Genomic DNA, 24,180 nt, shown 5'->3' on the forward strand with positions numbered 1-24,180 from the left:
CCTGGGTGCGGGCTGCGAACCCAGGCGGACGTAGTGTGCCATGCATGGATCTGGTCAGTGAATCCGCTTTGCGCCGCGCTCTCGCCCGTGCCCGCGACGGCAAGGCCCTCGACGTCACCGAGGCGACCGTGCTGCTGCACGCCCGTGGTGACCACCTCGACTCCCTCCTGGACCACGCCTCCCGCGTCCGCGACGCCGGACTGGAGGCCGCCGGCCGTCCCGGGATCATCACCTACAGCAGGAAGGTGTTCATCCCGCTGACCAGGTTGTGCCGAGATCGATGCGGTTACTGCACGTTCGCGACCGCGCCGCACAAGCTGGAGTCGCCGTTCCTGAGCCCCGACGAGGTGCTGGAGATCGCCCGGCAGGGGGCGGCGATGGGGTGCAAGGAGGCGCTGTTCACGCTGGGGGACCGGCCCGAGGACCGCTGGCACCAGGCCCGCGAGTGGCTCGACGCGCACGGCTACGACGACACGCTGTCGTACGTGCGCGCGATGGCGATCAGGGTGCTGGAGGAGACCGGGCTGCTGCCGCACCTCAACCCGGGCGTGCTGAGCTGGCGTGACCTGCAGCGGCTCAAGCCCGTCGCGCCGTCCATGGGGATGATGCTGGAGACGACGTCGCGGCGGTTGTTCGAGGAGAAGGGGCAGCCCCACTACGGCTCGCCGGACAAGGACCCGGCGGTGCGGCTGCGGGTGCTGGAGGACGCGGGGCGCACCAACGTGCCGTTCACGACCGGGATCTTGATCGGGATCGGGGAGACCGTCCAGGACCGGGCCGAGTCGATCTTCGCGATCCGGCGGGTGGCCCGCGAGTACGGCGGCATCCAGGAGGTCATCGTCCAGAACTTCCGCGCCAAGCCGGACACGGCCATGCGCGGGCTGCCCGACGCCGACCTCCAGGAGCTGGCCGCCACGATCGCCGTGGCGCGGCTGGTCCTCGGCCCACGCGTCCGGCTCCAGGCGCCGCCGAACCTGGTCGACGCCGAGTACGAGCTCATGATCCGCGCGGGGATCGACGACTGGGGCGGCGTGTCCCCGCTGACCCCCGACCACGTGAACCCGGAGCGGCCGTGGCCGCAGATCGACGAGCTGGCGGACCGTACGCGGGAGGCCGGCTTCCGGCTGCGGGAGCGGCTGACGATCTATCCGGAGTACGTGCTGGCCGGCGAGCCCTGGCTGGACCCGCGCCTGACCGCCCACGTGGCCGCCCTGGCGGACCCGGCGACGGGGCTGGCCCGCGAGGACGCGGCGCTGGAGGGCCGGCCGTGGCAGGAGCCCGACGGCGGGTTCGCCGCGTCGGGACGCGTCGACCTGCACGTCGAGGTGGACACCTCCGGGCGTACGAACGACCGGCGGGACGACTTCGACCACGTGTACGGCGACTGGGACGCCTTGAAGGACCGCCTCGGCGCGGCCGTCCCCACCACGCCCGGCGACGTGCGCCAGGCGCTGCGGCGGGCCGCGTCGGACCCCGCCGGGCTCACCGACGACGAGGCCGTCGCGCTGCTCGGGGCCGACGGGGAGGCGCTCGACGAGCTGGCCGCCATCGCCGACGAGCTACGGAAGGAGGCCGTGGGCGACGAGGTGACCTATGTCGTCAACAGGAACATCAACTTCACCAACGTCTGCTACACCGGCTGCCGGTTCTGCGCGTTCGCCCAGCGCCGCACGGACGCCGACGCGTACACGCTGAGCCTGGACCAGGTGGCCGACCGGGCGCAGGAGGCGTGGGAGGCGGGGGCGACCGAGGTGTGCATGCAGGGCGGCATCCATCCGGATCTGCCCGGGACCGCGTACTTCGACATCGCCAAGGCCGTGAAGGCCAGGACGCCGGACATGCACGTGCACGCGTTCTCGCCGATGGAGGTGATCAACGGGGCCTCGCGGACGAACATGTCCATCCGGGAGTGGCTGGAGGCGGCCAAGGAGGCCGGCGTCGACTCGCTCCCCGGGACGGCGGCGGAGATCCTCGACGACGACGTGCGCTGGGTGCTGACCAAGGGCAAGCTGCCCACCCAGGAGTGGATCGAGGTCATCACGACCGCGCACAAGGTCGGCATCCCGACGACCTCCACCATGATGTACGGCCACGTCGACACCCACCTGCACTGGGTCAGGCACATCAAGCTGATCAGGCGGCTGCAGGAGGAGACCGGCGGGTTCTCGGAGTTCGTGTTGCTGCCGTTCGTGCACACCAGTGCCCCGATCTACCTGGCGGGCGTGGCCCGTCCCGGCCCCACGGCCAGCGAGAACCGGGCCGTGCACGCCCTGGCCAGGATCCTGCTCCACGGCGCGATCAAGAACATCCAGTGCTCCTGGGTGAAGCTCCGCGACGACCTGTGCCGCCAGGTGCTCCAGGGCGGCGTGAACGACCTCGGCGGCACGCTCATGGAGGAGACCATCAGCAGGATGGCGGGGTCGGAGAACGGCTCGTACAAGACCATCAGCGAGCTGCGGGCGATGGTCGAGGTCGCCGGCCGGCCCGTCAGGCAGCGCACCACCGAGTACGGCGTCCCCTCCGCGGAGCGCCTCCAGGCGTCCCTGGCGAGCGACGGCGTCTGCCAGAGTGTCCGGCGGGTGCTGCCGTTGGCCTAATTGTAACCTGTTCTAACAACGGCTCGTGTCCGGTATGAGAGACGCTGGGAGAATCGTCACTCCCCTGGAGAGAGGTTCACCGTGCGGTTGGGTCGACACCGCGCCGCTCTGTCCCATGAGCAGCGACGCAGGAAGGCGCTGCAGCGCGGCATGCTCGCTGGGCTCGCGGCCGTGGCCGTCGCGGCCGGCGCCCTCGTCGTGGTGTTCGGCGGGGTCGGCACGCTGTGCTCCACACGAGAGCCTGTTCTGGTCAGCGTGGCGGCGGCGGTCGACGTGGCGCCCGCGGTCATGGAGGCCGCGGGGCGGTTCAACGACACGAAGGCGTCGGTGGGCCGGCGGTGCGTGCTCGTCCAGGTCACCGAGCAGCCGCCGGCCACCGTCCTGCGTACGCTGATCGGCGACCGGGCCGGCGTGCTGCGCGAGCGGCCCGACGGCTGGATCGCCGACTCGTCGGCCTGGATCAGGCTGGCCCGCCGGCAGGGCGCCAGCGCGCTGCCCGCGGGCGAGACCGTGGTCGCGACGTCGCCGCTGGTGTTCGCCACCCGCTCGTCGCTGGCGCAGCGCTTCTCCGTGGGCAAGACCGAGATGAACTGGCGGATGGTCTTCCCGCCGACCGTCCGCGGGCGGCTGACGCCGACCGCGGAGGAGCCCGACGTCGTACGCGTGCCGGATCCGTCGCTGGCCGGGGCGGGCATCGCCACCGTGGCCGCGGCCAGGGACGTCGTCGGCACCGGGCAGGACGCGGACAAGGCGCTGACCGCCTTCGTCCGGTGGGCGCAGGCCGGCTCGGCGCCCGACTACCGCAGCATGCTGGACGCGGTCGACGATCGCGCGTTCTGGCAGCGGCCGGTGGTCATCGTCCCCGAGCAGTCGGTGTGGAACCACAACCTGCGCCCGTCCGCCGACCCTGTCGTGGCGCTGCATCCACGCGAGGGGACGATCAACCTCGACTACCCGTACGTCGTCACCGCCACCGACCCCGCGGTGGCCGAGGCGTCCACGCTCTTCGCCGGTTGGCTGAAGGGGGCGGAGGCACAGGAGATCGTCCGGCGGGCCGGGTTCAGGTCGGGCGACGGCGCCCAGGGGCCGATCTCGCCGGGGCCCCAGATTCCCACCGCCGCACCGAGGACCAGGTCGTCGGTGTCGCAGCAGGACATCGACGAGGCGCTGCGCGCCTGGAGCCGGCTGGCGCCGCCGACCAACATCCTCGTGCTCGCCGACACCTCCAAGCACATGGCCGAGCCGCTGAGGGGCAGCACGCGGGTGCAGGTGGCGCTGGAGGCCGCCAGGATCGGGCTGCAGCTCTTCCCCGACTCCACGCACATGGGGCTGTGGGAGTTCGCCGACGGGCTCGGCCGCATCAACGGCTACCAGGAACGCGTCGGGCTCGGGCCGATCAGCGAGCCGGAGAGCGGGGAGGTGATCCGCAGGAGCCGCCTGGGGGAGATGACCACCACGATCACCGCCCATCCTGATCGGGACAGCTCGCTGTACGACTCGATACTCGGCGGCTTCCGGAAGGTCTCCGGGGCGTACCGGGAGGACATGAACAACTCGCTCCTGGTCATCACGGCGGGCAAGGATGACGGCAAGGGCACGAGTTTGCCGCAGCTCGTGGAGACGTTGCGGCGCGAGTGGAAGCCGGAGCGGCCGGTGCAGATCGTCATCATCAGTTTCGGCCCGGGGACGGACCGTGCCGGGCTCGCCCAGATCGCCGCCGCCACGAACGGCTCCCTGCACGAAGCCCAGGAACCTGGTGAGATCATCGACGTCTTCCTCGCCGCCCTGGCCCGCCGCCTCTGCCACCCCACCTGCAAACCCACCACCTGAACCCCACCCCCTCACGTCTCCCTTGGCCTCACCGGCTGAGTGCCCCTGCCCGTTACTGAGGCCTCGGCTTCGCGCCACGCGTGCGCCTGTGTCCCGGGGCGGCGACGGCGATCACCGCCACGGCGACGAACGTGGGCATCCTGGTCAACGTGTCACGATGAAGTCCGCCGGGTCGCGGGGCGCACGGTCGCGCGGCGGGGCCGCCGCGTGCCCCACGGCCACGCAGCCCATCGGGTCCCACGAATCCGGCAGGTCGAGCACCGCGCGGACGATCGGACGGCAGAACATCGTGGACGACACCCACGCCGAGCCGAGCCCCTCGACGGCGAGCTGGATCAGGAAGTTCTCCACCCCGGCGCCCGTCGCCACCACGAACATCTCCCGCTCGGACGCGTTGCGCCGATCGTCGCGGTAGGTGTGGGACCCCTCCATCACCAGGCACGGCACCACCAGGTAGGGGGCGTTGCGCAGCACGTCGCCGCGCCTGATCCGCTTGGCGATCGACTGCTCACTGAACCCGTCGCCCCGCAGGTCCTCGATCCACGCCTCGCGCATCGCGTCGAGCAGCTTGATCCGCGTCTCCGGCGACTCGACCAGCACGAACCGCCACGGGGTCGTGTGATGCGGCGCGGGCGCGGCGATGCCCGCCGCCACCGCCCTCCGCACGGCCTCCGGATCGACGGGGCGGTCTGAGAACTCCCTGATCGTACGGCGGGCGAACACGACGTCCCGCGACCCGTAACGGAACAGGTCGTCGTCGGCCGCCCGCACCAGCGGCCTGACACCGGGCCCGTCGTCGTCCGTCACCAGATGGGACAGCCCGCGTACGATCGCCACCGGAACGCCGGCGAGCTTGCCCTTGACCAGCTCGGCCGCGCCGGCGATCTCGTCGGCCAGCGCCGTCACGGTGGCGCTGAGCTCGTTGCCGTACCCGTCGGAGGTGCCTCGGAAGTCGTCCAGCGCCCGCACGCCCGCCACCCCGATGGCCACGTCGGTGAGCCCGTTGCGCCAGGGGCGGCCGAACGTGTCGGAGACGATCACTCCGGCCCGCGCCGTCAGCCCTGCCCTGATGCGCCTGGCCGAGGCGTCGGGGTCTTCGGGGAGGAGCAGGACGGTGCCCGGGTCGGTGTTGGAGGCGTCGACTCCGGCGGCGGCCATGACGAAGCCGTGGCGCGTCTGGGAGATCACGGTGTCGCCGCGCCTGGCGACCACGCGCTCGGTCTCGTCCTCGATCGCCTGGCTCCGGTCAGGCGCCCGGCGGATCCTGCCCTCGGCCTTGCTCACGATCTTTGACGTGACGACCACGATGTCACCGTCGCGAAGACCGGCGCCCGCGAGCAGCCCCGCCACGTCGTCACCGGGCCGCACCTCGCCGATGCCTTCCACGGCGATCACCTCGATGCGGTGGGGGGTGTCGTGCGTCGGCTCGGTGTCGCGTCGGGTGTCGTCCGGGGTTTCGGCGGCGGTCATCGGGCGAGCTCCTGAGGGCGACGTCGGGACGTGATGGGCGGGGTGGCGTGGTGTGCGGGCGGGGTCATCGGGTGAGGCTCAGCGCCAGGTCGAGGGCCGTGCGGGCGATGTCGGCGGCGGCCTCCGCGTCGTGCATGAGGATCGGGCGGACGACGACGCGGACACCGTCGAGGGCGACTTCGGCGTCCTCCTCAGCCACCAGCCAGCCGTCGATCAGCTCAGAGCCGTACAGCTCCAGGACGGCCTGGGCAGTCGTCTCCACCCCGATGGCCGTCAGGCAGGCGTCGGCCATGCCTCGCACCGGCGCGCCGCCGATGATCGGCGAGACCCCGACCACGGTCTTGGGGAGCAGGGCCTCGCGGATGCCCGGGACCTGGAGGATCGTGCCGATGCTCACGACTGGGTTGGACGGCGGCAGGATGACCACGTCGGCCTGCTCGATGGCCTCCAGCACGCCCGGCGCCGGCTTGGCCTTGTCCACCCCGACCAGGGCGAACGACTGCGCGGGCAGGGAGGCGCGCAGGCGTACCCACCACTCCTGGAAGTGGACGGCACGCCTGCCGCGCTCGTCCTCGATCACCACATGGGTCTCGCAGCGGTCGTCGGACATGGGCAGCAGCCGCACGCCCGGCTGCCAGCGCTCGCACAGCGCCTGCGTGATCTGCGAGAGCGGGTAGCCGGCCTCCAGCATCTGGGAGCGGAGGATGTGGGTGGCGAAGTCGCGGTCACCGAGCCCGAACCACTGCGGCTCGGCGCCGTAGGCGGCCAGCTCCTCCTTGACGACGTGGGACTCCTTGGCCCGGCCCCAGCCCTGCTCCTCGTCGATGCCGTTGCCCAGGGTGTACATCACGGTGTCGAGGTCGGGGCAGACCCGCAGCCCGAACAGGGTGATGTCGTCACCCGTGTTGCCGATGACCGTGATCGTGGCGTCCGGCTCGGTCGCGCGCAGGCCGCGCAGGAAGCGGGCGCCGCCGATGCCGCCCGCGAGTGACACGATGTGCATGCGGTCCAGTCTTTCACCGGCCTCTGACAAGCCTGCCGGGGGAGTGGTCTTCACCACTTGTGAGTGCGTACTGGCTGGTATAGGCCGAATTGAGATGTAAGGGGTTCCTGGGACTCCCGCCGTCCCCGGGGGTGATGTGGCAAACTCCCTTCGGGCCAAAGGGTCCAATGGGGGTACTTATGAGCAAACTTGACGTCAACCGGCTGCGGGAGCCGGCCGCCTGGATCATGCTCGTCACCGGGCTGGTGAACGTGCTGCTGGCGATCGGCCACATCCTGATCGGCTCGTCGCCCAGCTCTTCCTTCATGGACCGCGCGCTGTCCAACTTCTCCAGTCTGACCAGCCCGGTCGTGACGGCGTTGCTCCTGGGGGCGGTGCTGCTGGTCACCAAGATCGGCGCGCCTTCGCCCAAGGCGAAGCCGATCGCGTACGGGGCGGCGGTCGGGCTGCTCCTGGGTGCGGTGTTCGGCATGCTGGCGCTGCTGCTCGGCCTCTTCGCCGGAGGCGGGGTGCGCGTGACCGTGGAGTTCGTGCTGCTGGGGGCGCCTGCGCTGGCGCTGATGGCCATCGCGCTCGTGTACCTGATCCCGCAGGTCATGCCGGAGCGTCCGGCGGCGCAGGTCTACCACCACCCCCAGTTCGGCCAGCAGCCGCCCTTCGCCGGCGGCCCGCAGGACCAGCCTCCCGCCCCCTATGGCCAGCAGCCCGCTCCCGGCTACGGTCAGCAGCCCCCCGCCGCCTATGGCCAGCAGCCGCCGATGGGCCACCCGTCGGGGCAGCAGCCCGCGTTCGGCCAGCAGGAGCAGCTCGCCGCCGGTTACGGCCAGCAGCCGCCGTCGGGGCAGCAGCCCGTCCCCGGCCAGCCGCCCGGCCCGGCGCCGCAGGAACAGCAGCCCGCCTTCGGGCAGCAGGAACAGCCGTCCCCCTACGGTCAGCAGCCCCCGTCCGGCCAGCAGCCCGGCTACGGTCAACAGCCCCCATCGGGGCAGCAGCCTGGTTACGGTCAGCAGCCCCCATCGGGGCAGCAGCCGGGTTACGGTCAGCAGCCGCCGAGCTTCGGCGGCGGTGGCCAGGTCGAGCAGGGCGCGGCCTACGCGCCGTCTGCCGACCTCCACCAGCAGTTCGGCCAGCCGGAGCAGCCCAATGCCCAGCCCGGCTACGGCCAGCCGGAGCAGCCCGGCTACGGTCAGGGCCAGCCGCAGTCCCAGCAGCAGGAGCCCTACCAGCCGGTCATAGGGGCGCTTCCGCCCGCGCCGGCCGATCAGCAGGGCTTCGGTCAGGACTCCGGTTTCGGGCAGAGCCCGGCGTTCGGTCAGGATCCGGCATTCGGTTCGTCCCCCTACGCGCCCGCCGACACGGCGCCGAACCTCGACCGCCCCGCCCCGGACTACAACACCCCGGCGGCCCAGGAGTACAACACTCCGGCGCCGCAGGAGTACAACACCCCGCCCGCCGCCGAGTACCAGCCCGCCCCGTACGTCCCGGCGGACAGCCAGCCGAGCCTCTACGGCCACGCCAGCCCCAATCCGTACGCGCCCCCGCCCGCCCCCGCGGACCACCAGAACCCGTACGCCCCGCCGGCGGACGCCTACCCCACCCCCGGCGGCGACCAGTCCTACCCGACGGGCGACACGTCCCCCAGCGTCCCGTACTACGGGCAGAGCGCCTTCGACCAGCCGCAGCAGGGCGGCACCCCGTTCACCGGCTATTCGGGCGCCGAGTTCGCCACCCCGCCCGCGCCCGCGTACCAGGAGCCCGACCCGCCCGTGGACCCGCGCTCCCAGCAGCTCATGGACGCCTACCAGCAGGCGGAGACGTACCAGCACGCGACGTCCGGCACCGCCCCCGACCTGCGCGTGCCGGACTACAGCGGCCAGCCCAGGCCGTACGACGACCCGTTCGGCCACCCCCAGCACCCCCAGCAGCAGGGCGGGTACGAACCCCAGCAGGGCGCGTACGAGCCCCGCTCCTACCAGCCGACCCACCAGGCTTCCACCGGCTGGAACGACGGCCAGGGCGAGTCGACGGTGCGCCTCGACCCGTCCTCGATGCACGGGGACGCCCTCGGCGACCATCACCGCCCGGGAGACGCCCCCATCGACCCGACCGCCATATACACCCCCAACGAGCCACGCAGGTAACGGACCGGCAATGAACGACTAGAGAGAAGGTGGGTCACGGGCGGGCGTCTATCCCGCCCTGGTACGGTTCGGACCGCTGACAGGTTGAACGAACCCGGTCGCAGCCGTTGCCGGCCGGGCGAGAACATCACATGCCAAGCACACCGGGGCGAGATCTGGTCTTTCCCCGGATACCCGCATGCCGCTTGACGTCAGCTACGGCACACGCGTGTAATTACAACCATGTTGTTACGCCTTCCGGTGGGTGGGTAATAAGGAAGGCGTCCATGGGGGGCTCCATTGCGGGCGGGCGGCAGGGAGGTGTGCAGTGACCGATCCGGTCATCGCACAGGATCAGCTTGACGCTGAAGAACTCGGCTGGCAGGAGCGCGCGCTGTGCGCGCAGACCGATCCGGAGGCGTTCTTCCCGGAGAAGGGCGGCTCCACCCGAGAGGCCAAGAAGGTCTGCCGATCGTGCGAGGTCCGTGCCGAGTGCCTCGAATACGCACTCGAGCACGATGAGCGGTTCGGCATCTGGGGTGGGCTGTCCGAGCGGGAACGCAGACGGATCAAGCGCCAGGCCGTTTAGCTATATGGGCGAAAGGGTCACGCGGGCCGCCGTGTGACCCTTTTTCGCATCTCATGACCCCCTTGTACATGTATGGTGGGCGCGCCTGATCATCCCCCCAGGAGCACCCACCATGTCCAGGCCCTACGTCACCGTGATCGTCGTCGCTCATGACGGCGCGCGCTGGCTCGGGGAGACGCTGCGGGCGCTGGTGAACCAGAGCCGCAGGCCCGACCGCGTGGTCGGCGTCGACAACGGCAGCAGGGACGGCTCGGCCGGCCTGCTCACCCAGACGCTCGGCGCCGCCAATGTGATCTCCATGCCCCGCTCGACCGCCTTCGCCGAGTCCGTCGCCGAGGCGCTCGAGAAGCTGCCCTCGTACGGGAGCGACGAGTGGATCTGGCTGCTCCACGACGACTGCGCCCCCGAAAGACGCGCGCTGGAGTTCCTGCTCACCGCGGCCGAGTACGACCCCAAGGCGGCCGTGCTCGGTCCCAAACTGCGTGACTGGCTCGACCGCCGGCGCCTGCTCGAGCTCGGCGTGACCGTGGGCCGCACCGGGCGCAGGGACACCGGGCTGGAGCCGCGCGAGTTCGACCAGGGGCAGCACGACGGCACACGCGAGGTGCTGTCGGTGTCCACGGCAGGGATGCTGATCCGCCGCGACGTGTGGGAGAAGGTCGGCGGGCTCGACCCGTTCTTCCCGCTGTTCCGCGACGATCTCGACCTGTGCTGGCGGGTACGCAACGCCGGTCACAAGGTGCTGGCCGTGACCGACGCGGTGGCCTGGCACGCCGAGGCGGCCGCGCGCCGGCGGCGGCGCATCACGGTCAGCGGCGACCACCCGCGCAGGCTCGACCGGCGGAACGCGATCTTCGTGGTCATGGTGAACCTGCCGTTCCGCGCGATGGTGTGGGCGCTGCTGCGGAACGTCCTCGGCTCGGCCGTCCGCACGCTGCTGTTCGTCGTCGGCAAGCAGCCGGCGAACGCGCTGGACGAGATGGTGGCCATGGGCTCGATCCTGGTGCATCCGTTCCGGCTGCTCCGGGCGCGCCGCGCGCGCCGTTATGGCCGCAAGAAGGGATATATCCGCATAAAGCGGTTGTTGACCCCTCCTGGCGCGGCCTACCGGCGGCTGATCGACATGGTGCAGAGCTTCCTCGCCGGCGACGCCCCCGTCGACTCGGCCGGCCGGCACCACCACCACGCGGCCGCCGACGAGGACGAGGAGATCCCGGGCCCGCCGGACACCGGCGCGGTCAAGCGCTTCCTCACCCGCCCCGGCGTCGTCCTCATGCTCGCGCTGACCGCGATCTCGCTCGCCGCCGAGCGGTCGCTGCTCTTCGGCGAACGGCTCGGCGGGGGCGCGCTGGTCCCGGTGATCGGCGGCGCCGGCGACCTCTGGGCCTTCTACACCGAGGGCTTCCACGACATCGGGCTCGGCTCGGGCGAATGGGCGCCCCCGTACGTGGGCGTCATGGCCGTGCTGTCCACGCTCGCGTTCGGCAAGACCTGGCTGGCCGTCTCGGTGCTGCTGCTCGGCTCGGTGCCGCTGGCGGGCGCCACCGCGTACCTGGCCACCCGGCACCTCGTCCCGGCCGTGCCCGCGCGGGCGTGGGCCGCGGGGACGTACGCGCTGCTGCCCGTCGCGACCGGCGCCGTCGCGGCCGGGCGGCTGGGCACGGCCGTGGTGTTCGTGCTGGTGCCGGTCTACGCCTCGCTCGGCGCGACCCTGCTGTCCCCCGAACGCCGCCGCGCCCGCCGCGCCGCCTGGGCGCTCGGGCTGCTGCTGGCGGTGGGGACGGCGTTCGTGCCGCTGGTGTACCCGATGGTCGCGGTGCTCGGGGTGTCGGCCGCGGTCGCGTTCCGCAGGGCGGCGACGTCCATGGCCATCGCGCTCCTCGTACCGGTGGCCCTGCTGTTCCCGTGGCTGGCCGGGCTGGTGACGGACCCGGGGAGGATCCTCCTGGAGGCGGGGCTTCACGATCCCGCACTGGTGGACGCCGCGCTGGGGCCCGAGTCGCTGCTGGCGCTCAGCCCCGGAGGGCCCGGGCTGCCGCCGTTCTGGGTGACCGCGGGCCTGGTGGCGGTGGCGCTGGCCGCGCTCCTCATGCGCCGCCAGCGTGTGATCGTCGCCATCGGCTGGGGCGTCGCCCTGTACGGGGTGCTGGTCGCGATCCTGGTCAGCCGGATCACGGTCGCGGGCGCGCCCGCCTGGCCGGGGGTTCCGCTGGCGTTCGCGGGCGCCGGGCTGGTGATCCTCGTGTGCCTGACCGCCCACCGCCTGACCGGGCTGCGCGCCCGTGGCGGGCTCCGGCGGCTGGGGGCCTCGGCGGTGGTGGCGGTGGCGTTCAGCACGCCCCTGCTGGCCGCCGGCTACTGGGTGGTCACGGGTGTACGGGGGCCGCTGGCCGGCGACGCGCCCGACGTGTTGCCGGCACTGGCGGCCGCGCATACCGTCAACGGCGAGCGGACCCTGGTGATCAAGGGCTCCTCCTTCACCGTGCTGCACGGGCGCGGCCCTCTCCTCGGCGAAGCGGAGTTGCCCGTCGCGTCCGAGGCCCGCACCCGGGTCGCCACGGCGGCGCAGGGGCTTGTCGGCGGGCGTGGCGGGGACGCGGCCACGCTCGCGGTGAACGGCATCGCGATGGTCGCGGTGGCGCCCCCGGTCGCGCCGCAGCTGGCCAGGACGCTCGACTCGCAGCCGTCGCTGCAGCGCATGAGCCTGTCGGCGGCCGGCGGCCTGTGGCGCCTGGCCGAACCGGTCACCCGCGTGCCCACCCAGCCGGAGAGCGCGCTCCACCGGCCGTGGTTGTGGGCGCAGGGGTTGATGGTGCTGGTGGTCGGCGTGCTGGCCGCGCCGGGACGGCGTGAGAGCACGCAGGAGGCCGCGGAGCCCTCGCACTCGGCCGCGATGGCGGTGGCGTCGTGAAGTCGTTCGTGGAGAACAGGTTCGGCCTGCTCGCGCTGGTGATCGTGGCCCTGGCGGCCATGTACGGCGTCGCGTACGTCACCAGACCCGCCCCCGTCGCGCCGCCCGCCTCCGTACCCCGGAAGGTGGCGGTCGAGTCGGTCACGGCCGTATGCCCCGGGACGGAGGGGGAGAAGGTCGGCGTGTACGCGTCCGGCAGCCTGTCCCACGAGACGATGGAGAAAGGCGACCCGTACGTCACGAACGGCCCCGCCGCCCTGGAGGCCGGCTACACCACCCGCGCCACGCGCGGCGACGGCCGCGGCCTGTCCGGCGTCCGCTGCACCGAACCAGCCCCCACGACCTGGCTGATCGGCCCCGGACCGGCCAACGCCGCCGTGACTCTGCACCTCACGAACGCCGACAAGGCCCCGGCGCTGGCCGACGTCCAGGTCCACGCCGCCGAGGGCCCCGTCTCCGGCGACAAGGGCGTCGGCCTGGACATCGCGCCCGGCCAGCACCGCGAGATCGACCTCAAGACCCTCGCCCCCTCGGCCGACATCATGGCCGTGAGCGTCACGACCGTCTTCGGCCGCGTCGCCGTGGCCGCCCGCACCACGCTGGACACCGGGGGCGTCGACTGGCTCCCGGCCGCCGCCCCGCCTGCCACGCGCGTCGTCGTACCCGGCATCCCCGGCGGTGGCGGCCGCCGCGAGCTGCTCGTCGCCGCCCCCGGCACGACCGACGCGCTGGTGCGGGTGAAGGCGGTGAGCAAGGACGCCGAGTACGCCATGCGCGGCCGCGAGACGATCGACGTGCCGGCCGGGAGCGTCGTCTCGGTGGACGTGACCACCGGCCTGTCCGGCTCCTCCGCCGCCCTCGTTTTCACCTCGGAGACCCCGATCGTGGCCGGCGCCGTCATGACCGGCACCGGCCGGCGCCAGGACGTCGCCTTCACCGCCGGCACCCCCTCCCTGGACCTGGGCAGCGCGGTGGCCCGCAACGGCGCCGGCTCCCGGCTGATCCTCACGGCCCTCGGCGGGGACGGCGGCAAGGTGCGGGTGCAGGTGGTGCCCGGAGGGAGACCTCCGGAACCGCCGTTCGACGTGGACGTGGCGGCGGGCCGGACGCGGGAGGTGCCCCTGAAGGCGAAGGGCGATTTCGCGATCGTCGTCACGCCTGTGTCCGGGGAGGTCTATGGAGGACGGGTGGTGGAGGAACGCGACAAGAACGGCCGGCTCCTCACGGTCCAACCCCTGGCCCCGGGCCGCATATGGACCCTGCTCCCACCGCTCACGGACACCCCGCGGGTCGTCCTGCCCTAGGAGCTGGGGTAGGCCCTGGGGAACTGCATGGTCCTCGCCTCAGGGTCGCGCTAGGTGCGGTTGGAAGCTCGGGCAGCGCCCTGTGGGGCAAGCCCCCGGGCGAGGGGCCTTCCGGACCCCTCGCGCTCCCCGGCGTGGGCCATGATGTCAATCGATGAATCGATACCGGCGCGGGATCGCCCCGCCACTATGCCGTGGGATGTTCACTGTGCCATCGGGCGTGCGGACGCCTGTTCGCTCCGGTGATAGGGGAGGCCAAGGAGGTGAGCGGCCCAGGCTGCGTTATGCGATCCGTTCGTGCAGATGAACAGTGACGCTGTCCCCCGCCTCTTTCCTGAGGAGCTTCCGGGTGGCCGCCTTCACGGGCAGCATGTGCGTGCCGTCGCCGAGGGCCATGAAGGAGCTCTGGAAGGGGTGACCGTCGATGGTTCCCCTGATCTTGACCAGTCCCCGGGTCCCGAAGAATTCTGCCGAGCCGGGCATCACCACGTACGTCCAGGCGCCCTTGCCCTCGCCCGTCCGCAACGTCGCGACGAACTCTTTTCCCAGCTTGTTCGTCATCGCAAGATCTCCTCCCCAGCTATTCGACGATCTCGAGTCCGTTGCCGTCCGGATCGCGGAGGGCGAACATCGGCGGGACGCCTTCCCACTGCAGGAGCTCGCCCACGTCCACCCCGCGCTGTACCAGTTCCTTGTGCAGGGACGCGGCGTCCGCCGTGGTCAGACGGATGCCCGTCTCGACGCCGGTCGACGCCGTCGAGGAGGCGGGGACGAGTGCGATGGAGGTTGCCGATCCCGGAGGAGCCGCCTCGATCCACCGCCCGCCGAGCTGCTCGACCGGGGCGTCCATGCGCTTCTCCAACCCAAGGGCGTTCACGTAGAAGTCGACGGCGCGGTCCTGGTCGGTGACGGGGACGCCGACGGTTCTGATGCCGGTGATCGCGGTGCTGACTCGCTCGCCCATTTCAGGCCTCCTGTTGTGCGCTTCAGCATGTGGACTCGCGAACGCCGCGAAACTCATCGCTGCCGGGCATATCGTCTCGCTGAGGGCTGAAGCTCAGGGCTTCGGGACATCCCCAGACGCACGCAACGATGGAGTTTGATTAACTTAGCCGCTCTAGGACCCAATTGAACTAATCAACTCCAGGCGTGCGGAGACGTTGGGCCTTGCCAGAGGATGGGACTTGAGCGTTACAAGATCTCTGATGGTGTTGGCGCTGCTGATCTAGGCTCGTGGATTCCATTCATGGTGACAGATTGATCGTTGCATACTCAGCCCAGGGTCGGGAGCGCGAGGGCGGCTGCTGGGAAGGTGGTCAGCGGCGGTCGTCGTAGCCGGGATCGACGGTCTCAGGGGAGAGGCCGAGGAGCGTGGCGACCTGTTCCACCACCGTGTCGTGGACCATCGCGCCCAGCGTGTCGCGGTCTCTGGCACGGGCCTCCAGCGGGCGCCGGTAGACCACCACCGACGCCGGGCTCTGGCCGCTGGCGGCGTCCGCGCGGCCGAACGGGATCGGGTCGGAGCCCAGGCTCGGTCCGTCGCCCAGCTCGCTCAGCGGCGGCACCTCCTCCACCGCGAACTCCACGGCCGACAGCTGGCGTTCCCAGCGGGGGCGGAGGCGGTCGACGGCGTCGAGGACGAGGTCGTCGAAGCGTTCGCTGCGGGACTTGGCCATGGGGACGTGGGAGGGGGCGAGCGGGCCGCGGAGGCCGCGACCGTGGCGATCGCGCCGTCTCGGACCGCGCTTCGGAGTCACAGGGGCAAGTCTAAGGGGAGGCGCCGTCAGTTCTGGGAGTGACGGCGCCGGTTCTCCAGGTGATCGTCCGGCCGGAGTTCGCCAGGTGGTGTCGGGGTCAGGGCCTCCCGGTGGTCGTTCGGTCAGAGATCGAGCACGACCTTGCCCTGGACGCGGCGGGCGAGCAGCGCCTCGGCGGCCGCGTGAGCCCGGTCCCAGGGGCCGCGCCAGCCGATCTGCGGATCGAGCCCTCCCCTGCGCAGGAGGTCCACGAGGTAGGCCAGGTCGCCACCGAGCGGGGCCGACAGGTTGAACGTCTCCAGGCGTCCACGGTCGACGCGGGTGCGGGCCTCCTCGAAGTCGATCAGTGTCGGCTCGCCCGACGCCATGCCGACGGCCTGGACGATCCCACCGTCCTCCAGCAGGTTGTACGCCTGGGCCAGCTGGGATCCGCCGACGTTGTCCAGTACGCCGTACACGCGTCCTGAAACGCCGGACGGGCCGAAGACGATCTCCGACGCGCCCAGCTCGCGCAGGCCCTCGGCGCGGGCAGGGCTGCCCACGGAGGCGATGACGTGGGCGCCGGCCCGGGCGGCGAGCTGCACGGCGTACCTGCCGACGCCCCCGGAGGCACCCGTGATCATGACCCGGCGGCCGATCACAGGGCCGAGCCGTCGCAGCGCCTGGAGCGCTGTGACACCGGCGACCGGGAGGGCGGCGGCCAAGCCGAGATCGACGTCATCCGGTACGACGGCCAGATTGCCCGTGTCCACGGCTCGAGACTCGGCCCAGGCGCCGGACCAGCCGAACGTCACCACCCGGGTGCCGGCGGCGGGACCCGATCCGTCAGCGGCGGCCTGGACGACCACGCCGGCGGCGTCCCAGCCGGAAACGTGCCCCGGCTTCCCGTCCGCGGGCCTGAAGGCGATCTCGCCGAAGTTGAACGAGACGGCGGTCACCTGAATCAGCGCCTGGGCAGGCGCGGGCGTCGGGTCCTCCGCCTCGCCGAGCCGTAGCCGGTGTGGTGCGGCCGGGTCGTAGATCAAGGCTCGCATGGTCGCTCCTTCATGTCGTTCTCAAACGGAGTGAGGCGACTCTGGCAAGCGACGCGCACGATCGGCTGGGGGTCAACGCATGGCGGCCGAGCAGGCGGCTGAGCAGGGCGGCCGAGAGGGAGGCGTTGGGGCAAGGCGTGGAGCTGGTCGTGGTCGGGTGGGGGTCGGGTCAGGGGGTTGGGCCGGTTGTGGGGAGGCGGGCTCGGATGCGGTTGACGTCGCCGCGTTCGGCCGGCGGCAACGGCGCGCCGATCGACTCGCGTAGCGCGCTCGCCTCCGCCAGCAGGCGCAACGCCTCTTCGGTCGCGCCTTCGAGCGCCGCGACCCCGGCCAGACCCTCGTGGGCCAGGGCGACGGAGCGCGGATCGCCGAGCTCCCTTGCGGCCGCGAGCCCTTCGAGGTGCAGCTGCCTGGCCCGTACGGCATCGCCCCGCTGCTCCGCGACGAACCCCAGCTCGGCCAGGATCAGCGTCACCCCGTAGAACGGCACGTCGTAGTCGGCCTCCAGCCGCCGGTTCCAGTCCAGTGACTCCTGGAAGAGCCGCTCGGCAGTGTCGAGGTCGCCCGCGCGCCGCGCCACGAGCCCCAGCCCGACACGGGCGAACTCCTCGGCGAACCGGTTGGACTGCTCGGCCGCCAGCCGCATGCCGCGCTCGTGGAACTCCCTGGCGCGGGCGAGATCACCCTTCAGCAACGCGATCCTGCCCAGGCTGGACAGCCGGTACGACACGTCGGTCCACAGCCGTAGCTCCTCGGCGATGTTCAGCCCTTCGCGGTGCAGCCGGCCGGCGCGTTCGTGGCCACCGGTGATCTCGGCCAGGTACGCGAGCTGGTCGGAGGCCTGCAGAAGCCCCCAGCGGTCGCCGAGGCGGTCGAAGAGGGCCAGGCTCTCCGCGCCGCTGCGCTCGGCGGCCGCGAGGTCGCCCTGGAAGATGGCCAGCTTGGCGTGTGCGGTGAGCGCTGCCGCCTCGCCCCAGCGGTCACCGAGGGCGCGGAACTCGGCCAGCGCCTCATCCAGCAGAGGTCCGGCCGCGGCCACGTCGCCGCGATGCAGGTATGCGTGCGCGAGGAACCATCGTGACCTGGCGTCGGGGAACTCCGTCACCTCGCCCCGCGGGGCCCCGGTCAGGATGGCGAACCCCACCTCGTACGCCGATCCCGGGCTCGTCGCGGCGAGGTGGCGGTGCCCTTCCGTGTGCCGTCCGCGCAGGTACCAGTACCAGACGAGGGCGTCGGCCAGCCGTCTGGAACCGGTGACGGCCCGCAGGTTGAGCACCTCGTCGTCGAGCCGGCGCAGCCATTCGCGCTGGGCGGGACCGCGCAGGTGCGGCCGCGCCCGCTCGGCCAGCCCGATGTAGTGCTCGTCTCTGAGCCGGAACACCGGGTCGGCGGGGTCGAGGCGGGCGAGGCAGTAGGCCGCGATGCTCTCCAGGAGGCGGTAACGGGGCGGGTCGGCCACCACCATGGACCTGTTGACCAGCTGGTCCAGCAGGTCGAGGCCGACGCCGACCGCTTCGGCGCCCTCCACCGTGCAGCCGCCGGGGTGGACGGCCAGCGCGGTCAGAGCCCTGCGCTGGGGCTCGGTGAGCTGGTCCCAGCTCCAGTCGATCACCGCCTGGAGGGTCCGCTGGCGGGCGGGCAGGCCTCGGCCCGCGGCGGCGAGCAGGCGGAAGCGGTCGTCGAGGCGTTCAGCCACCCCACGCACGCCGAGCGCGCGTACGCGGGCGGCGGCCAGCTCGAGCGCCAGCGGCAGGCCGTCCAGTCGCGCGCAGATCGACTCGACCCACGGCCGGCTCTCGGCATCCAGGGTGAGTCCGGGCGCCGCGCGGGAGACGAACAACCGCACCGCGTCGGCGGGGGCCAGCGGGGGGACGACGTAGAGCGCCTCGCCGGGGATCGCCAGCGACTCCTGGCTCGTGGCCAGGACACGGAGCCCGGACGCGGTCCGCAGCAGCAGGCTCACCAGCTCGGCGACCTCTTCGACGAGGTGCTCGCAGTTGTCCAGCACCAGGAGCAGCTCCTGCCCGCGCAACGCGTCTGCCAGCCGGTGCGGCAGATCGGCGGTCGGCGCTCCGGGGCCGGATGCGGTCTCGTCGCGGACGCCGAGCGCCGCGGCGACCGGCTCGGCCACCGAACCGGTGGTCCCCGCGAGCTCGACCAGCCACACCCCGTCGGCGAACGCCAGGTCCGCGGCGGCGGCCACGGCCAGCCGCGTCTTGCCCACCCCGCCCGGTCCGGTCAGGGTGACCAGCCGGGAGGAGCCCAGAAGGCCGCGGACCTGCGCGACGGCGTCCTCCCTGTCGATCAGATCCGTGAGGGGCGCGGGCAGGTTCGTACGGCGCCGCGCGGCCGAGGTGACCGGCGCCGCCACGGGCGCCAGCTCCGGCTCGTGCCTCAGCATCGCCCCGTGCAGCGCGGCCAGCTCCGGCCCTGGATCCAGCCCGAGCTCGTCGGCCAGCCGCTCGCGCAGGTCGGCGTACCCGGCCAGAGCCTCGCTCTGCCGCCCCGACCGATAGAGGGCACGCAGGTGCGCGGCCCGCAGCCGCTCGCGCAGCGGGTGGGCGGCCACCAGCTCGCCGAGCTCGTCGGCCAGCCGGCTGTGCTCGCCGAGCGCCAGGCGTACCTCCGCCTGCTCCTCCAGCGCGGTAAGCCGCTGCTCCTCCAGCCGCGTGGCGGCGGCGCGGGCGAACTCCTCGTCGCGGAAGTCCGCATAGGCTGGCCCGCGCCACATCGCCAGCGCGTCCGCCAGCAGGTCGGCCTTGTCGTGCGGGTCCGCGGCCGCGCGGGCGTGGTCGAGCAGCGCGGCGAAACCGGCCTGGTCGACCTCGTCGGCACGCAGCACGTACCCGGCCGGCTCGAGCACCACCGTGTCGCGGCCGAGGGCGCGGCGCAGCTGGGACACCTTGGTCTGCAGGGTGTTGGCCGGGTTGCCGGGCGGATCGTCGCCCCACAGGTCGTACGCGAGCCGGTCGGGCGGCACCGGACGGCCCTCGTGGACGAGGAGGTCGGCGAGAAGCGCACGCACCTTCAGCTCGGGGACGCGTACGGGCCGCCCGTCCGGATCCCACACGGCGAGCGGTCCCAGAACTCCGAATCGCACCCGGTCACGCTATCCGCAGCGAACCCCCAGCCGACCCCCAGCCCGTCGTGCGCGGCCCCCGGCACAGTCGGTCCCGTCAACGAACGCCGAGCCGGGACGAGACTCGCGATCACCCGGCCATCCCATGAGTTCCAGGGAGAACACCATGTCCGTCAACCGTGAGATCCGCCTGGCTGCCCGCCCCTCCGGGGAGCCCCGCCCGGAGGACTTCGAACTCGCCGTCACCCCGATCCCCGAACCGGCCGACGGCCAGGTGCTGGTGCGCAACACGTGGATGTCGGTGGACCCGTACATGCGCGGCCGGATGGACGACCGCGAGTCCTACATACCGCCGTTCGAGCTCGGCGCGCCTCTGGAGGGCTCGGCGGTCGGCGAGGTCGTGGCCTCGCAATCCCCGCTGGTGCCGGTGGGCGCCACCGTCGTGCACTTCCTCGGCTGGCGGGAGTACGCGGTCCTGGACGTCGCCGCCGCGACGGTCGTCGACACCGCCCTCGCGCCCGCCGACGCCTACCTGGGCGCGCTGGGCACCACCGGGCTGACGGCCTACGCGGCCCTGACCGAGGTGGCACCGGTACGGGAGGGTGACGTGGTGTTCGTCTCGGCGGCGGCCGGGGCCGTGGGGAGCGTCGCCGGCCAGCTCGCCCGCAAGCTGGGCGCCTCCCGCGTGATCGGGTCGGCCGGCGGCGAGCACAAGGTGAAGAAGATCGTGGCCGACTTCGGCTACGACGCGGGCGTCGACCACCGGGCCGGCGCCGTCGCGGACCAGCTGGCCGCGGCCGCCCCCGACGGCATCGACGTCTACGTGGACCACGTCGGCGGCGACCACCTGACGGCCGCCATCGGCGCGCTGCGGCACGGCGGCCGGATCGCGATGGTCGGCGCCATCAGCTCCTACAACGCCACCGAGCCCGTCCCCGGCCCCGGCAACCTGTTCCAGCTGGCGGCCAAGGACGCCACGCTGCGCGGCATGCTGGTCAATTCCTACCTCCACCTCTTCCCCGAGTGGATCGGCAAGGCGGCGGGCTGGCTGGCCGACGGCTCGCTGCGTACCGAGACGACCGTGGCCGAGGGCATCGAGCAGGCTCCCGGCGCCTTCCTCGACATGATGCGCGGCGGCAACGTCGGCAAGATGCTGGTGAAGCTCTGAGCCGTGACTCCCGCGCAGCGCCGCCCGCCCGGGCCCGGGCTTCGTACGGTCATGAGACGTCGAGGGGCCGCGGGACCGGGCGGATCCGGACGGATCCGGGCGGTGGGAAGGGGCGACAGCGGGGCGGATCCAGCGAGGTGGTGGGGGGTGACGTCATCGGGGCATGTGGGTGGAAAGGCTGCGACAGGTGTCCGAATTGTGGCGACACGCTCGTTAAGAGCGCTCAGATAGTGGCGCCTCGGACTCTTACCAGATACGGTCCCTCCGTGAGCCCCGTCCGCCGCTGTTCCCGCACCGCCTGCAGCCAGCCTGCCGTCTTCACGCTCACGTACGTATACGCCGACTCGACCGCTGTTCTCGGCCCCCTGGCGACGTACGCGGAGCCACACTGTTACGACCTGTGCGCCGAACACGCCGAGCGACTGACCGCCCCCCGCGGCTGGGAGGTGGTACGCCTGCCGACGGACGGCGCCTCACCCAGCTCCGACGACCTCGAGGCGCTGGCCAACGCGGTCAGGGAGGCCGCCAGGCCCACGCCCTCCGGCGGCGGCGAGCCGGTCGGCCAGGGCGTCGAGGTCGGCCGCCGGGGGCACCTGCGCGTTCTGAGGTCGGCCCAGCAGCACCGCGACCGGTAGGCTCGTTTTACCGGAGGAGGAAACGACCTAGGGGCGGAGCTGGAGAGTGGGCGACCTCGCCAAGATCTTCAAAGCGTACGACGTTCGCGGGGTGGTGCCCGACGAGCTCGACGAGCCGACCGCCGAGGCCGTGGGGGCGGCCTTCGTCGAGGTGACAGGTGCCGAATCGGTCGTGGTCGCGCATGACATGCGCGAGTCGTCCCGGCCGCTGGCCGACGCGTTCGTACGCGGCGCCCGCTCGCGGCGCGCGGACGTCGTCCACGCCGGCCTGGGCTCGACCGACCTGCTCTACTACGCCAGCGGCAGCCTGGGGCTGCCCGGCGTGATGTTCACCGCGAGCCACAACCCCGCCCGCTACAACGGCATGAAGATGTGCAGGGCCGGTGCTGTGCCGATCGGCGGCGACACGGGGCTGACCGAGATCCGCGACCGGGCCGCCGAGCTGGTCGGGGTGACCGCCACGCCCACCGGGTCGCTGATCGAGAAGGACCTGCTGGTGGGCTACGCCGACCACCTGCGCTCGCTCGTCGACCTGTCGGCCATCAGGCCGCTCAAGGTCGTGGTGGACGCGGGCAACGGCATGGGCGGCTACACGGTGCCCGCCGTGTTCGATGGGCTGCCGCTCGACCTGGTCCCGCTCTACTTCGAGCTCGACGGGAACTTCCCCAACCACGAGGCCAACCCGCTGGAGCCGCAGAACCTCGTCGACCTGCAGCGGGCCGTGGTGGAGAGCGGGGCGGACATCGGGCTGGCCTTCGACGGCGACGCCGACCGCTGCTGGGTGATCGACGAGCGCGGCGAGTCGGTCTCGCCGTCCGCGATCACGGCGCTGGTCGCCGTGCGTGAGCTGGGCAAATACCCGGGGGCGACGATCATCCACAATCTGATCACGTCGCTCGGGGTCCCCGAGATCGTGCGCGAGCACGGCGGCGTCCCGGTGCGGACGCGCGTCGGGCACTCGTTCATCAAGGCCGAGATGGCCCGCACCGGCGCGGTGTTCGGCGGCGAGCACTCGGCCCACTACTACTTCCGCGACTTCTGGTTCGCGGACTCCGGGATGCTCGCGGCGATGCACGTGCTCGCCGCTCTGGGCGGGCAGGAGCGGGCGCTGTCGGAGGTGGTGGCGGCCTACTCGCGCTACCACGCCTCCGGCGAGATCAACAGCGCCGTCGCCGACCAGGGTGAGGCGCTGCGGCGCGTACGCGAGGCGTTCGCCGGTCGGGGCGAGTTCGACGAGCTCGACGGCCTGACCGTGACCGGGCCCGACTGGTGGTTCAACCTGCGGGCGTCCAACACCGAGCCGCTGCTCAGGCTCAACGCCGAGGCGGCCGACGAGAGCAAGATGACGGCGATCAAGGACGAGGTCCTCGCCATCGTGGGAAGGGTGTCAGTGTGAAGATCGACGACTGGCTGCTGGAGATCCTGGCCTGTCCGAAATGCAAGGCGCCCCTGCGTGCGGAGGCGGAAGCCGAAGAGCTCGCCTGCACGGGCTGCGGCCTGATCTACCCGGTCCGGGATGACATCCCCGTCCTGCTCGTCGACGAGGCCAGGAAGCCGTGACCTGGGAGCCGGAGCGGCTCGACGACCAGGCTCACCTCACCGAGGCCGACCCTGGCGGCATGCTGCCGGCGGTGGCCGCCTCCGCGGCACACGTACGCACCGGCCACCGCGCCGCCGCCGAGGCCCGCCTCGACCGGCTGGGCGCCCACGGGCGCCCGCGCGCCATCGTGGTCGCGGGCATGGGCGGCTCCGGCATCGCCGGCGACATTCTCGCGGCGGTCGTCGGCAACGGCGCGCCGCTGCCGATCGTGACCGTGCGCTCCTACCAGCTCCCCGGCTGGATCGGCGCCACCGACCTGGTCATCGCCGTCTCCGGCGCAGGCGACACCGAGGAGACGATCTCGGTCGCCACCCAGGCCGTGCGGCGCGGCTGCACGCTGCTCGGCGTCGGGCCCGCCGGCTCCCCGCTGGAGGCCATCGCCGTCCAGGCGTCGGCCGTCTACGTCCCGGTGCCGGTCAGCGGCCCGTCCCGGGCCAACCTCTGGCTGCTGACGACTCCGTTGATCGTGGCCGCCGCCGCGTTGCGGCTCGTGCAGGCCGACGCCGACCTGTTCGAGCGGGTGGCCAAGGGCCTGGAGGACATGGCGCACCGGTGCCGGCCGGCCAGCGAGTCGTTCATCAACCCCGGCAAGTCGCTCGCCATGGACCTGGCCGAGAGCGTGCCGGTGATCTGGGGGTCGTCGGCGGCGACGACCGTGGCCGCGTACCGGCTGGCCTGCCAGCTCAACGCGAACGCGAAATATCCCGCCATTTACGGCGAGCTGCCCGAGGCCGGGCACAACCAGGTGGCCGCGTTCGACGGCCCGATGGCCGAGCGCGACATCTTCGCCGACACGGCCGAGCGCACGCTGCGGCTGGTCGTCCTACGCGACATCGAGGAACACCCGCAGGTGACGCGGCGGCGCGAGGCGGCGCTGCGGCTGGCGCGCGAGCGCGGCCTCCCGGTGACCGAGCTAGCGGCCAAGGGCGAGCATCCGCTGGAGCGGATGGCCATGCTGATCGCGCTGGGCGACTACGCCAGCACCTATCTCGCGCTGGGATATGCCGTCGATCCGACGCTCGTGTCGGCGATCACTGAGCTGAAGGCCAGGATTTCGCAATAGGATCCCCTTCCAGGCCTTTG

General features: G+C 72.2%; 18 protein-coding genes. 11 read left to right on the forward strand and 7 right to left on the reverse strand.

What is annotated here, in order from left to right:
* Positions 1 to 44 precede the first annotated feature (44 nt).
* Positions 45 to 2,597: a bifunctional FO biosynthesis protein CofGH gene (locus ID574_RS24200; RefSeq protein ID WP_188191227.1), complete on the forward strand. Its 2,553-nt coding sequence runs from the start codon at positions 45 to 47 to the stop codon at positions 2,595 to 2,597.
* Between the two features lie 81 nt (positions 2,598 to 2,678).
* A complete protein-coding gene (locus ID574_RS24205) occupies positions 2,679 to 4,427 on the forward strand; it encodes a substrate-binding and VWA domain-containing protein (protein WP_223167008.1) in 1,749 nt (582 codons plus the stop codon).
* A gap of 144 nt (positions 4,428 to 4,571) precedes the next feature.
* Here ID574_RS24205 and ID574_RS24210 read toward each other — a convergent pair whose 3' ends face one another.
* The gene (locus ID574_RS24210) at positions 4,572 to 5,897 is read right to left on the reverse strand and encodes a coenzyme F420-0:L-glutamate ligase (protein ID WP_188191229.1); all 1,326 of its coding nucleotides are present in this window, start codon (positions 5,895 to 5,897) and stop codon (positions 4,572 to 4,574) included.
* A gap of 64 nt (positions 5,898 to 5,961) precedes the next feature.
* Positions 5,962 to 6,900, reverse strand: coding sequence for a 2-phospho-L-lactate transferase (gene cofD / locus ID574_RS24215; RefSeq protein ID WP_188191230.1), 939 nt, complete (start codon positions 6,898 to 6,900; stop codon positions 5,962 to 5,964).
* 179 nt (positions 6,901 to 7,079) lie between these two features.
* Between cofD and ID574_RS24220 the strand changes: the two genes are divergently transcribed.
* From ID574_RS24220 to ID574_RS24235, 4 genes are all read left to right on the forward strand, one after another.
* On the forward strand, positions 7,080 to 9,041 hold the full coding sequence (locus ID574_RS24220; RefSeq protein ID WP_188191231.1) for a hypothetical protein: 1,962 nt from the start codon (positions 7,080 to 7,082) through the stop codon (positions 9,039 to 9,041).
* A gap of 307 nt (positions 9,042 to 9,348) precedes the next feature.
* Positions 9,349 to 9,609, forward strand: a complete 261-nt coding sequence (locus ID574_RS24225; protein WP_020546325.1) for a WhiB family transcriptional regulator — start codon at positions 9,349 to 9,351, stop codon at positions 9,607 to 9,609.
* Between the two features lie 112 nt (positions 9,610 to 9,721).
* Complete coding sequence (locus ID574_RS24230; protein WP_188191232.1) at positions 9,722 to 12,520, forward strand: glycosyltransferase family 2 protein; 2,799 nt, start codon at positions 9,722 to 9,724, stop codon at positions 12,518 to 12,520.
* Positions 12,517 to 13,824 (forward strand): DUF5719 family protein, encoded by a 1,308-nt coding sequence (locus tag ID574_RS24235; protein WP_188191233.1) that lies wholly within the window; start codon positions 12,517 to 12,519, stop codon positions 13,822 to 13,824. Before ID574_RS24230 ends, ID574_RS24235 begins: the two co-directional genes overlap by 4 nt.
* 282 nt (positions 13,825 to 14,106) lie before the next feature.
* On the opposite strand, the gene ID574_RS24240 is transcribed toward ID574_RS24235, so the two are convergent.
* From ID574_RS24240 to ID574_RS24260, 5 genes are all read right to left on the reverse strand, one after another.
* Positions 14,107 to 14,385 carry a DUF1905 domain-containing protein gene (locus ID574_RS24240; protein ID WP_188191234.1) on the reverse strand — a complete coding sequence of 93 codons (279 nt, stop codon included), beginning with the start codon at positions 14,383 to 14,385 and terminating at the stop codon, positions 14,107 to 14,109.
* A gap of 19 nt (positions 14,386 to 14,404) precedes the next feature.
* Entirely contained in the window at positions 14,405 to 14,788 is a 384-nt protein-coding gene (locus ID574_RS24245) for a VOC family protein (protein WP_188191235.1), read from the reverse strand.
* 352 nt (positions 14,789 to 15,140) lie between these two features.
* Positions 15,141 to 15,500 (reverse strand): metallopeptidase family protein, encoded by a 360-nt coding sequence (locus ID574_RS24250; protein WP_336245539.1) that lies wholly within the window; start codon positions 15,498 to 15,500, stop codon positions 15,141 to 15,143.
* Positions 15,501 to 15,703: 203 nt separating this feature from the next.
* Positions 15,704 to 16,615: a zinc-binding dehydrogenase gene (locus ID574_RS24255; RefSeq protein ID WP_188191236.1), complete on the reverse strand. Its 912-nt coding sequence runs from the start codon at positions 16,613 to 16,615 to the stop codon at positions 15,704 to 15,706.
* Positions 16,616 to 16,784: 169 nt separating this feature from the next.
* The gene (locus ID574_RS24260; RefSeq protein ID WP_188191237.1) at positions 16,785 to 19,715 is read right to left on the reverse strand and encodes an AfsR/SARP family transcriptional regulator; all 2,931 of its coding nucleotides are present in this window, start codon (positions 19,713 to 19,715) and stop codon (positions 16,785 to 16,787) included.
* A gap of 145 nt (positions 19,716 to 19,860) precedes the next feature.
* Here ID574_RS24260 and ID574_RS24265 point away from each other — a divergent pair, with 145 nt between their 5' ends.
* The 5 genes from ID574_RS24265 (at position 19,861) to ID574_RS24285 (ending at position 24,160) form a co-directional block, all read left to right on the forward strand.
* Positions 19,861 to 20,862, forward strand: a complete 1,002-nt coding sequence (locus tag ID574_RS24265; RefSeq protein WP_188191238.1) for an NADP-dependent oxidoreductase — start codon at positions 19,861 to 19,863, stop codon at positions 20,860 to 20,862.
* Positions 20,863 to 21,128: 266 nt separating this feature from the next.
* Positions 21,129 to 21,497 (forward strand): DUF3499 domain-containing protein, encoded by a 369-nt coding sequence (locus ID574_RS24270; protein ID WP_106236645.1) that lies wholly within the window; start codon positions 21,129 to 21,131, stop codon positions 21,495 to 21,497.
* A gap of 46 nt (positions 21,498 to 21,543) precedes the next feature.
* On the forward strand, positions 21,544 to 22,893 hold the full coding sequence (locus ID574_RS24275) for a phosphomannomutase/phosphoglucomutase (protein WP_188191239.1): 1,350 nt from the start codon (positions 21,544 to 21,546) through the stop codon (positions 22,891 to 22,893).
* A complete protein-coding gene (locus ID574_RS24280; RefSeq protein WP_188191240.1) occupies positions 22,890 to 23,057 on the forward strand; it encodes a Trm112 family protein in 168 nt (55 codons plus the stop codon). Before ID574_RS24275 ends, ID574_RS24280 begins: the two co-directional genes overlap by 4 nt.
* Complete coding sequence (locus tag ID574_RS24285; protein WP_188191241.1) at positions 23,054 to 24,160, forward strand: SIS domain-containing protein; 1,107 nt, start codon at positions 23,054 to 23,056, stop codon at positions 24,158 to 24,160. Before ID574_RS24280 ends, ID574_RS24285 begins: the two co-directional genes overlap by 4 nt.
* Positions 24,161 to 24,180: the final 20 nt, after the last annotated feature.

It is taken from the genome of Nonomuraea sp. SYSU D8015 (assembly GCF_008065375.1).
Lineage (GTDB): Bacteria > Actinomycetota > Actinomycetes > Streptosporangiales > Streptosporangiaceae > Nonomuraea.

Coding starts and splice junctions, on each gene's coding strand:
- ID574_RS24240 (WP_188191234.1), bottom strand. CDS start 14,385: ATGACGAACAAGCTGGGAAAAGAGTTCGTCGCGACGTTGCGGACGGGC.
- ID574_RS24220 (WP_188191231.1), top strand. CDS start 7,080: ATGAGCAAACTTGACGTCAACCGGCTGCGGGAGCCGGCCGCCTGGATC.
- ID574_RS24265 (WP_188191238.1), top strand. CDS start 19,861: ATGTCCGTCAACCGTGAGATCCGCCTGGCTGCCCGCCCCTCCGGGGAG.
- ID574_RS24245 (WP_188191235.1), bottom strand. CDS start 14,788: ATGGGCGAGCGAGTCAGCACCGCGATCACCGGCATCAGAACCGTCGGC.
- cofD (WP_188191230.1), bottom strand. CDS start 6,900: ATGCACATCGTGTCACTCGCGGGCGGCATCGGCGGCGCCCGCTTCCTG.
- ID574_RS24210 (WP_188191229.1), bottom strand. CDS start 5,897: ATGACCGCCGCCGAAACCCCGGACGACACCCGACGCGACACCGAGCCG.
- ID574_RS24230 (WP_188191232.1), top strand. CDS start 9,722: ATGTCCAGGCCCTACGTCACCGTGATCGTCGTCGCTCATGACGGCGCG.
- ID574_RS24255 (WP_188191236.1), bottom strand. CDS start 16,615: ATGCGAGCCTTGATCTACGACCCGGCCGCACCACACCGGCTACGGCTC.
- ID574_RS24250 (WP_336245539.1), bottom strand. CDS start 15,500: ATGGCCAAGTCCCGCAGCGAACGCTTCGACGACCTCGTCCTCGACGCC.
- ID574_RS24200 (WP_188191227.1), top strand. CDS start 45: ATGGATCTGGTCAGTGAATCCGCTTTGCGCCGCGCTCTCGCCCGTGCC.